Source organism: Alcaligenes sp. Lyrl_28 (assembly GCF_051948705.1).
GTDB classification, from domain to species: Bacteria; Pseudomonadota; Gammaproteobacteria; order Burkholderiales; family Burkholderiaceae_B; genus Alcaligenes; species Alcaligenes ammonioxydans.
This window is the reverse complement of sequence record NZ_JAYJLG010000022.1, coordinates 1-524: the sequence shown is the minus strand read 5'-3', so window position 1 is coordinate 524 and position 524 is coordinate 1. Positions and strand designations below refer to the sequence as shown.

Sequence of the window (524 nt, the reverse complement as noted above, 5' to 3'; positions counted from 1 at the left end):
TTCCTGGGCCAGCGCCTGGTGTGATGTTGAAAGGGCCGCATGGGCGGCCCGTTGTGATGCAGAGGTTCCGCCTCAGTGCCGGAGCCTCTCACAAGGAGAGACAAGATGGCAGTTAGTGATTATCAACTCATCGAGGCCTGGCAAGAAGTGCTGCGCCTGTCCAAGCTGGAGGCGGGTCAAACGGTGACTTTGCTGACCAGCTCGACCACGCACCCGCAGACCCTGCAGTGCGCGCAGATTGCCGCCCAGTCCATGGGAGCGATTGTCAATCGCCTGGACTTGTTGCCGGTCAACGCGGAAAAAGCCTTGAGCCGTGACTCGCTGGCGTACTTGGGTACCACGCCCTTGACGGGTAATGAGGCGGCGATCGCCGCCTTGAAGGCCAGTGATCTGGTGCTGGACCTGATGACCCTGTTGTTCTCGCCCGAGCAGATCGACATTCTGAAGTCGGGTACCAAGATTTTGCTGGCCGTGGAGCCACCTGAAATTCTGGTTCGCACGGTGCCCACCGAAGCCGATCGTGC

The 524-nt window shown here is 60.1% G+C and carries 1 pseudogene; it reads left to right on the top strand.

Features of this window, described 5'->3' with window-relative positions:
- Positions 1 to 105: 105 nt before the first annotated feature.
- Positions 106 to 524, top strand: a pseudogene (locus VF694_RS16430) (2,5-dihydroxypyridine 5,6-dioxygenase); the annotation flags it as partial.